Source organism: Neobacillus ginsengisoli (assembly GCF_030813055.1).
This window is the reverse complement of the sequence record NZ_JAUSTW010000006.1, coordinates 364,386-372,860: the sequence shown is the minus strand read 5'-3', so window position 1 is coordinate 372,860 and position 8,475 is coordinate 364,386. Positions and strand designations below refer to the sequence as shown.

At 36.8% G+C, this 8,475-nt stretch carries 10 protein-coding genes; 2 read left to right on the top strand and 8 right to left on the bottom strand.

What is annotated here, in order from left to right; genetic code table 11:
- Window positions 1-340: 340 nt before the first annotated feature.
- Window positions 341-1,216: a nucleotidyltransferase-like protein gene (locus tag J2S10_RS19315; RefSeq protein WP_307410929.1), complete on the bottom strand. Its 876-nt coding sequence runs from the start codon at window positions 1,214-1,216 to the stop codon at window positions 341-343.
- 149 nt (window positions 1,217-1,365) lie between these two features.
- Here J2S10_RS19315 and J2S10_RS19310 point away from each other — a divergent pair, with 149 nt between their 5' ends.
- Window positions 1,366-1,719, top strand: a complete 354-nt coding sequence (locus tag J2S10_RS19310) for a YgzB family protein (RefSeq protein WP_307410926.1) — start codon at window positions 1,366-1,368, stop codon at window positions 1,717-1,719.
- A gap of 83 nt (window positions 1,720-1,802) precedes the next feature.
- Here the strand turns inward: J2S10_RS19310 and perR are convergent, their stop codons facing one another.
- The 7 genes from perR to J2S10_RS19275 form a co-directional block, all read right to left on the bottom strand.
- Window positions 1,803-2,240, bottom strand: coding sequence for a peroxide-responsive transcriptional repressor PerR (gene perR, locus J2S10_RS19305; protein WP_307410924.1), 438 nt, complete (start codon window positions 2,238-2,240; stop codon window positions 1,803-1,805).
- A 110-nt stretch (window positions 2,241-2,350) separates the two neighbouring features.
- Entirely contained in the window at window positions 2,351-2,899 is a 549-nt protein-coding gene (locus tag J2S10_RS19300) for a cob(I)yrinic acid a,c-diamide adenosyltransferase (RefSeq protein WP_307410921.1), read from the bottom strand.
- Window positions 2,900-3,226: 327 nt separating this feature from the next.
- Complete coding sequence (gene bcp, locus J2S10_RS19295) at window positions 3,227-3,697, bottom strand: thioredoxin-dependent thiol peroxidase (protein ID WP_307410918.1); 471 nt, start codon at window positions 3,695-3,697, stop codon at window positions 3,227-3,229.
- An 85-nt stretch (window positions 3,698-3,782) separates the two neighbouring features.
- Window positions 3,783-4,175, bottom strand: coding sequence for an ion channel (locus J2S10_RS19290; RefSeq protein WP_307410915.1), 393 nt, complete (start codon window positions 4,173-4,175; stop codon window positions 3,783-3,785).
- A gap of 97 nt (window positions 4,176-4,272) precedes the next feature.
- Window positions 4,273-5,058 (bottom strand): ABC transporter permease, encoded by a 786-nt coding sequence (locus tag J2S10_RS19285; protein ID WP_307410911.1) that lies wholly within the window; start codon window positions 5,056-5,058, stop codon window positions 4,273-4,275.
- 3 nt (window positions 5,059-5,061) lie between these two features.
- A complete protein-coding gene (locus J2S10_RS19280) occupies window positions 5,062-5,853 on the bottom strand; it encodes an ABC transporter permease (RefSeq protein ID WP_307410908.1) in 792 nt (263 codons plus the stop codon).
- An 18-nt stretch (window positions 5,854-5,871) separates the two neighbouring features.
- The gene (locus J2S10_RS19275; RefSeq protein ID WP_307410905.1) at window positions 5,872-6,879 is read right to left on the bottom strand and encodes an ABC transporter ATP-binding protein; all 1,008 of its coding nucleotides are present in this window, start codon (window positions 6,877-6,879) and stop codon (window positions 5,872-5,874) included.
- 172 nt (window positions 6,880-7,051) lie between these two features.
- On the opposite strand from J2S10_RS19275, the gene J2S10_RS19270 reads away from it, so the two are divergent.
- On the top strand, window positions 7,052-8,347 hold the full coding sequence (locus J2S10_RS19270; protein WP_307410902.1) for a glutamate-1-semialdehyde 2,1-aminomutase: 1,296 nt from the start codon (window positions 7,052-7,054) through the stop codon (window positions 8,345-8,347).
- Window positions 8,348-8,475 lie beyond the last annotated feature (128 nt).

The window sequence follows — 8,475 nt, the reverse complement described above, 5'->3', positions numbered from 1 at the left end:
GCATGTATTAGGCACGCCGCCAGCGTTCGTCCTGAGCCAGGATCAAACTCTCCAAGAAAGTTGATTAGCTCATAAAAGTTACGTTGGCTCAGCTTTACTTTCTCGCGAAAGATTCACTGATAGTTATTGTTTGTTTGCACGATTTTGTTTGTTTAGTTTTCAAAGATCAATGTCTCCATCGCCCGTAAGCGACTTTATTAATATAACACAAGGCTTTTTAAAGTGTCAATAACTTTTTTAAAAAAACCGTCACTTGCGAAAAACTTTAAAAGTTTGTTCAGCAGCGACGGTTATAAATATACCAAGTATTATCTCAAAGGTCAATACGTTTTTTATCTTTTTACGATAATTTTTTGTGAGTACGGTAGCATCGATGAAAAACACCTTGTCCTTTTGTTTCTACATTTACGACTTCAATTAAATGTTTATCAATTAAATATTCAATTAACACGGACATATCGACTGAGTAAGGGGTAAGTTCCTTTTCACTCATGATTTCACTGAACGACCAATACTCTTTATTATTTAATATCTCTAATAAATGTCCTGCACCGATATTGGTTCTGGAATGGATCAAAAACTCGCTTGCCAAAAATAGAAGTTCAAGTCTTTTTTCAAGCATTTCTTCACTATTAACGAGTTCTTCATATAATTTAAATATTTCAGGTTCGATTTGCTTCACTTGATGCCAAACAGTAAGTTCGGGATGTAAACCATTTTCAATAACCGCCAGCCTGGCAAGATGATGCAGGGAATGGACCACATGATTATAGGCATCAAGAAACAAATGACTTTCAAAAAGAGCTTTGCCATCCACATAGCGTCGGATTAACTTCGCAAATTCTAAGCCCATTTTGAGCTTCCTTCCGTAAAAAGGGAATTCTCTTAGTTCTGTTTTTAAATTAGCTACGTATTCATTTCGATCGAAGATGATTTTTGCATCGTGAAGCCATTCAAATATTTTTCGATTGGTACCTAATAAAAGCCATTCTTGCAATAAAGGTTCAGCAATAACATGCATAGAAGCTTTCTTATCATCATAAGAATAGTGTTTTATAAATAAAGGCTGTTCCGCCTCTTTTACAATAACTAATAGAATAACATCGAATGAATCTGTTGTCTGACCTGACTTTTGTCTTTTTTCAACCATCAAAACTCCAAGTGTATTTGATTGGCTTGCCCTTTCTTGATAAATGGGCCGAAGAATGTCTTCCATTCTCATACCTCCATTTTTTTCAATAGCCTATAATGTTCGACAGTAATATTAAAACTCCTTCTTTATTTGGAGACAAAATTCGACATTGATCTGTATAGCCTTTTTTCTCCATTCATAAATATGGTATAGTTTCTCTAGGAGGGAGTCATATGGCTAAATATTCGAGTAAGATAAATAAAATTCGTACTTTTGCACTATCTTTAATTTTCATCGGTTTTATCGTTATGTATGGCGGAATCTATTTTCGAAATTCACCACTTATTATGACCATTTTCATGCTTTTAGGTCTTCTTTTTATTATTGCCAGTACCGTCGTATATTTTTGGATTGGAATGTTATCAACAAAAACGATACAAGTTATGTGTCCAAGCTGCGGCAAGCCGACAAAAATGCTCGGTCGCGTAGACATGTGTATGTATTGCCGGGAACCCTTGACTCTCGATCAAAAACTAGAGGGAAGAGAGTTTGATGAATCTTATAATAAGAAATCCGAAAATAAATAGCTATCTCATCATTTCAGAGATAGCTTTTTTAATTTGACCAAAAAAGCCGATTCTTAATTGAAATCGGCCTTAGTTTCATTCATCTAATGAACTTCTTTACTTGCACATTCCGGACAAGATCCGTAAATCTCCAAACGGTGATTTTCAACTTTAAAGCCGGTTACATGCGAAGCTAATTGTTCCACTTCATCTAAACCGGGATAATGAAAATCGACTATTTTTCCGCATTTTTCACAAATAACATGATAATGATGTGAGGTAACAAAGTCAAAGCGACTTGAAGCATCACCATAAGTTAATTCCTTTACTAAACCAACTTCACGAAATACCCGTAAATTGTTGTAAACTGTTGCCACACTCATATTAGGGAACTTCCCCTCAAGGGCTTTATAAATATCATCTGCTGTAGGATGTGACATCGAGTTTATTAAATATTCAAGTATCGCATGACGTTGCGGAGTAATCCGTACCCCGGTTTCCTTTAAGGTATCCAACGCTTCTTTTAGCTGATTCATCGCCATGCACCTCTTTTCTAAAAAATATTCTTACATTATAATTGTTATAATTAGTTTACTAATTCTTTTATACTCTTGTCAATATTGTAATCTCAGATATAGGCAATTTTTCATATTTACTCATGTAATGTTTGTTCTTTTTGTCCTAAAAGATGGTTCACATACCTCGCAGTAACAAACAAAAGATCGGAAAGCCTGTTTAAATAAGCTAAAACAAGTGGATTTACATCTTCACCTATTGCTACTGCACATCTTTCTGCTCTTCTAGCAATTGTCCGTGCAACATGAAAAGCAGCTCCTGAGGGATGACCACTCGGTAGAATAAAATTCATTAACTCTGGGAGTGATGCATTCCATTCATCAATTTGTTTTTCCATTTCTTCGATATCAGCAGATGAGAGTGACCATTTAACTTCTTTTCCCTTCGGGGTAGCTAACTCAGCCCCAACATGAAAAAGATTTGTTTGTATTTTATGATATACTTTTTCAATCATTTCTTTTCCTTGAAATTTTTCCCCATTTATATAACTTAGCGCAAGCCCAATCATAGAATTTGTCTCATCACAGGTCCCGTATGCTTCTACTCGCAAGTCAGTTTTTGCAACTCTTTGACCGTAAATAAGGGAGGTAGTCCCCTTATCACCTGTTTTTGTATATATCTTCAATATTAATCCCCCCAATCTTTTTTCCTTTTTAATATATGTATTAAAAATGTGTTTGAAAATTTCAAAAGAGCGAGGTAGATTTACCTTTCATGCTCGATCCTTTCAAACTTATTTATCTTTGTCATTTTTCTTCATCATATCACCTATACAAACATTATAAAACTTGAAAGTATAAAATTTGTTTTTAATCATAAAAAAAAGGGCCTCTATGGACCCGAAAATTTTTATCTGAGGAGGTATGCCCTAATAAAATGATATTCAAACTCCGGTTTATTGCATTGGACAAATGCCTTTAATGAAGAAAATAGGCTTCCAATTTAAAATTGATTATTGAAGATTCTCCCGTATGTAATTCAAAGCTTCTTCAACATGTCCATTTACTTGGACTTTCCTCCACTCTTTTACGAGTATACCTTTCTTATCAAGAATAAAGGTAGATCTTTCAATCCCCATATATTCTTTGCCAAAGTTTTTCTTTAATTTCCATACGCCATAGGCTTCTGCTACCCGGTTATCTGTATCTGCAAGTAATATAAACGGCAATCCGTATTTCTCAATAAATTTCTTATGGCGGTCAACAGGGTCCGGACTTATTCCTACTATTACAGCATTCATTTCATTAAATTGTTGAACCCTGTCACGAAAATCACATGCTTCCGTCGTACACCCCGGTGTCATGTCCTTCGGATAAAAATAAAGAACCACATTTTTCCCTTTAAAACTAGATAAAGTTACTGTCTCATTAGTATTTCCTTCTAATGTGAAATCAGGAGCCTGCATCCCTACTTCAACTGTCAAAACGATCACTCCATTTGTAAAATATTTCTTAATTATAGCCTAACGAATCTAAGCAAACAAAACAACTATCCCGATTTCAGCGGAATCATTTTTTTCGTTCAAATACTGCTCTTGCTACAAATGCCGCAGGAAGGGTATAGCCAATTAATGCCTCTGTTACAGCAATAATTCTTCCAAGTCCATAGGGAATGACATCACCGTTACCGACTGAAAAAAGAGTCATTGCACTAAAATAAAAACTTGTCTCAAACATATTATGCCGATTATGCTTATACATTTCTACCAGTAATGGACTGCCGACTAAATTAAACAATAGATAGATAAGACCGAATCCGATAATGACAGTTAAGTATACTAAACCCAAATAAAGAAAGTTTTCAACCGATGCGAATTTACCTCTAAGTGTTTTTGGGATAAAAAGAGTCCGCAAACTCATAAAAATGCAAAAAACCACGATTGGAAGCAAGAAATAGATCATCTTTAGACCACCTCAAAATTTATTTGAGCTACTCTATTTCTATGCACGCTTGGACCTTAAAATATCAAAAAAACCGGACAACTTATGTCAGGTGTAATCAATTTCCTGCTCCGCGATACTTTTTTACTCCCTGATTCCAAAGAAGTACCGAAAGTACAAAGAATACTATACCAATGACCGGTGTTAAAAATGCATACATATACCATTCTTTTTTACCAAGAAAATAAGCCGCAGGGTAAACTCCAACAAAGGCAAATGGCAATACCCATGTTAAAACAAAGCGGATTACTTTATTATAAATATCAACCGGATAACGGCCATAGCTGCTAATATTGTACATCATCGGCATAATGGACGTTCTTGCATCTGCCCAAAAACTAATACACGCTATCATAATAAAAACTCCTCCATAAACAAGAGCTCCGCCTATCACAAAAACCAAAAACAAGAACGGGTCGTACCAATGTACCGAAAGACCCAGGCGGCTTCCCGAATAAAACATAACAGCTAATCCGGTAATGGCACCTAATAATGATTCAAGTTCAAGTCGTTCAAGAATAATTTGAAACAGGCTATGAATAGGTCTGGTAAGAATTCGGTCAAGCTCCCCCTTCACAATATACCGCTCATTAAAATCCCATATGTTAAAAAACGTGGAAAATAAGGCAAACGGCACGAGAAAAAAACCATACATAAAAATTATTTCGTCTTGATTCCAACCATTCAACAAGCTTGTGTGTCCAAATACCACTAAAATAAAGATCAGGTTAACTGCCTGTGATAGTAAATCAGAAAAAAACTCAACAAACAAATCGGCCCGATACTGAAACCTTGTTTTTAAGTATTGAGAAATATATTGAAAAAGCATGGATGTATAAAACATTTTTCACCCTCCTTGAATGATCATTTGTTTTTTTGCCAAGTACCAAAGGAATTGAATAGGCAAAATTAAAATAATCACCCAAACCAATTGTTGAATAAGGGCATTCATCGCTTGCTGGTGGGAGAATCCATTCGTAAATATCATGCTTGGGATATAGCTGATACCTTGGAAAGGAAGATATTTCATCACCCCTTGCGCCCATCCTGGAAAGAAACTTATCGGAAGGAGCAGTCCGGAAAATAAATCAATTACGACTCGCTTTGCCCGAATTAAGCCTGCATTATTATATAAGAAAAAAGTGGTTATTCCTGTCAATAAATTGAGTTCCGTATTGATGAAAAAACTTAATAGGATGGAAATGGCAAACAATCCCCAAACTCCCGGGTCCCAAGTAAATTTCACCGGAAAGACGAAAGAGACAATTACCAATCCAGGAGCGGAGAAAAAGAAGAGCCGGAATATCCCTTCGCCCAACCCCTGCATGATTTTCATTCCAAGGTAACTGTATGGCCTGATTAATTCAATTGCCACTTTCCCTTCCATGATTTCCAGTGCCATTTCCCTGTCAAGGTTATTAAAATAAAAGGCACGTGCCATCCAGGAGACCGCAACATAAGTGGTCATTTGTATGACAGAAAGTCCCACGATGTGTTGCTTCCCTCCATAAATAGCCGACCATAAAAAATAATAGGCTCCAATGTTAATACCATAAATTAGAATCCCTGTATAATAATTTGTTCGATATGCAAGCATCATTAAAAAACGAATTCTAATCATTTCTAAATATTTATCCATATTTATGCCCCTCCCCTCTTATACAGTGCCCTTCTCATATATATTCCGAATAATTTCTTCCGTTGAAGTCTCGTTAATTTTGATATCTTTAATTTTAAAAGCCGCTACCGTCTTAGCAATGACCTGAGAAATGAGTTCATCGTTATCCTCCAGAATAGCTGTAAATTCGGTATTCTTCTCATCCATCTCCCACTTAACAGGCATTCCAACAGTTAATTTGCGTATCGCTAAGAGATCGACACTTTCTAAGAATTGAAACTGGAGTGCTTTCCCTTCGCCCCATTGCTCTTTTAAATTCTTAAGTGCACCATCATAAATAATTTTCCCTTCATCTAGCATGACCACGCGCTCACACAATGCTTCAATGTCGGAAAGATCATGTGTTGTTAGTAGAATTGTTGTTTGGAACTTTTCATTAATCTCTTTTAAGAATTCTCGAATCTTCAACTTAACCAGTACATCTAATCCAATTGTCGGTTCATCTAAAAACAGTAAGGGCGGATTGTGAATTAACGCTGCAGCAAGCTCACATCTCATCCTCTGCCCCAGCGATAATTTACGGACAGGCTTATCCAATAACGGTTCGATATCTAAGGTTTTAATGACATGTTTCATGTGGTCATTGTAATGTTCATCTGAAACCTTATAGACTTTTTTCAAAAGCCGGAACGATTCCTGGACTGCTATATCCCACCACAATTGCGACCGCTGGCCAAATACTACACCAATTGTCTGGACAAATTTTTCCCGCTCTTTATGAGGGTTCATTCCATTAACTGTTACCTGACCTGATGTCGGAGTTAAAATCCCTGTCAGCATTTTAATCGTCGTTGATTTTCCGGCACCATTTTCACCTATATAACCGACCATTTCCCCCTTTTTCACTGAAAAGTTTATATCATTTACAGCAGGAACAACCTTATAATTTCTGGTAAAAAGATCCCTGAAGGCCCCTTTTAATCCTGTTCGGCTAGAATAGGCATTAAACTCTTTTCGCAAATTTTCCACTTCAATTACATTCGTCATTCTTATTCCTCCTGATGCATACCTAGGAAGTTAGTTTAGCCAAATAACGCTAGTAACACAACTGTCCTGCCTTTTAATGTTTCTTATAAAATATTCAAAAAGTTTAAACAGAAAAAAAGTGATAAAAAACGTGCTAAAATAAGGAAGAAATAATTAATGAGGAGGAAAAATAATGCAATTTTCTAATTCAGAACGATTACATAATGAAGCACTTAAACATATTGTCGGCGGAGTAAATAGTCCATCCAGGTCTTATAAAGCTGTAGGTGGAGGTGCCCCTGTTGTAATGGAACGTGCTCAAGGCGCTTACTTTTGGGATGTCGACGGCAATCAATATATCGATTATCTCGCTGCGTACGGGCCGATCATTACAGGTCATGCCCACCCACATATCACAGAAGCTATCAAAAAAGCAGCAGAAAGCGGTGTTCTATACGGCACACCTACACCGCATGAGGTGAAATTTGCAAAAATGCTGAAGGAAGCTATTCCTTCATTAGATAAGGTTCGCTTCGTAAACTCGGGTACAGAAGCAGTAATGACAACAATTCGTGTCGCCCGTGCATATACTGGAAGAGATAAAATTATTAAGTTTGCAGGCTGTTATCATGGCCATTCTGACCTTGTCCTTGTTGCGGCAGGTTCGGGTCCTTCAACACTGGGAACACCTGATTCAGCCGGTGTCCCAAAAAGTATTGCTCAGGAAGTGATTACCGTACCGTTTAATGATATTGAACCTTTTAAAGAAGCACTTTCAAAATGGGGCGACCAAATTGCGGCTGTTTTAGTAGAACCGATTGTTGGAAATTTTGGGATTGTTGAACCAAAACCTGGATTCTTACAGCAGGTCAATGATCTTACTCATGAAGCCGGCGCGCTTGTAATTTATGATGAAGTCATAACCGCTTTCCGTTTCATGTATGGCGGCGCACAAGATTTATTAGGTATCCAACCGGATTTAACGGCACTGGGTAAAATCATTGGCGGCGGTCTGCCAATCGGTGCTTATGGCGGACGAAAGGAAATAATGGAAAAAGTGGCGCCGCTTGGCCCTGCTTATCAAGCAGGAACAATGGCCGGTAATCCTGCCTCGATACTTTCCGGTATCGCATGTCTTGAAATATTAAAACAGGATGGTATTTACGATTACTTAGACAGTTTAGGTGCAATGCTGCAAGAAGGGATTACAGAAGCGGCAAAGGAACACGATATTCAAATTACGATAAATCGGTTAAAAGGTGCATTCACCGTTTATTTTACAACAGAAAAAATTGAAAACTATGAGCAAGCTGAAAATACAGACGGTGAAACCTTTGCTAAATTCTTCAAACTAATGCTTCACCAAGGTATTAATCTTGCTCCTTCTAAATACGAAGCTTGGTTCCTTACAATCGCTCATACAGAAGAGGACGTTGAAGCAACAATCCATGCTGTTAATAATGCATTTTCCTTACTCAAAGGCGAATAAATATACAGTTTTTATACAATAAAAGGGAGTGGTAATCACTCCCTTTTATTTTTGCACTACGCTTGAAAACGTTTACAATAAAACTTTTTCCATATATTTAACACAATTTTCAAGCTATTTTCATATCC

Bases quoted from the DNA above. Each gene is read 5' to 3' on its own strand.
- J2S10_RS19315 (WP_307410929.1), bottom strand. From the start codon at position 1,216: ATGGAAGACATTCTTCGGCCCATTTATCAAGAAAGGGCAAGCCAATCA.
- J2S10_RS19310 (WP_307410926.1), top strand. From the start codon at position 1,366: ATGGCTAAATATTCGAGTAAGATAAATAAAATTCGTACTTTTGCACTA.
- perR (WP_307410924.1), bottom strand. From the start codon at position 2,240: ATGGCGATGAATCAGCTAAAAGAAGCGTTGGATACCTTAAAGGAAACC.
- J2S10_RS19290 (WP_307410915.1), bottom strand. From the start codon at position 4,175: ATGATCTATTTCTTGCTTCCAATCGTGGTTTTTTGCATTTTTATGAGT.
- J2S10_RS19285 (WP_307410911.1), bottom strand. From the start codon at position 5,058: ATGTTTTATACATCCATGCTTTTTCAATATATTTCTCAATACTTAAAA.
- J2S10_RS19280 (WP_307410908.1), bottom strand. From the start codon at position 5,853: ATGGATAAATATTTAGAAATGATTAGAATTCGTTTTTTAATGATGCTT.
- J2S10_RS19275 (WP_307410905.1), bottom strand. From the start codon at position 6,879: ATGACGAATGTAATTGAAGTGGAAAATTTGCGAAAAGAGTTTAATGCC.
- J2S10_RS19270 (WP_307410902.1), top strand. From the start codon at position 7,052: ATGCAATTTTCTAATTCAGAACGATTACATAATGAAGCACTTAAACAT.